At 27.5% G+C, this 251-nt stretch carries 1 protein-coding gene; it reads left to right on the top strand.

The genetic code is table 11. From position 1 onward, the window contains the following. The coding region (locus tag ACYQ78_RS39905; protein ID WP_459806198.1) for a hypothetical protein at window positions 1-251 on the top strand (251 nt) is incomplete at both ends.

Raw genomic sequence — 251 nt, forward strand, 5'->3', positions numbered from 1 at the left:
CTGACTACTTCAAAAAAGAAGGTATAGAGTTAACATCAGAAACCTTTAAAAAAATCAATAATCTAAAAGATGGACAGGTTCTTGTAATACTACCTCAAGAACAAAAGAAAAATGAGGAACAAATAAAACCAAACATACAAGAAGATTTAACTAATCGATTATACAGTAGTGATACAAAGCATAGAGTCGAAGTTAGTATAACTTATACTGATCAAAAAAAAGATGTATTCATTTATAATACTACCCATATT

It is taken from the genome of Herbidospora sp. RD11066 (assembly GCF_054661255.1).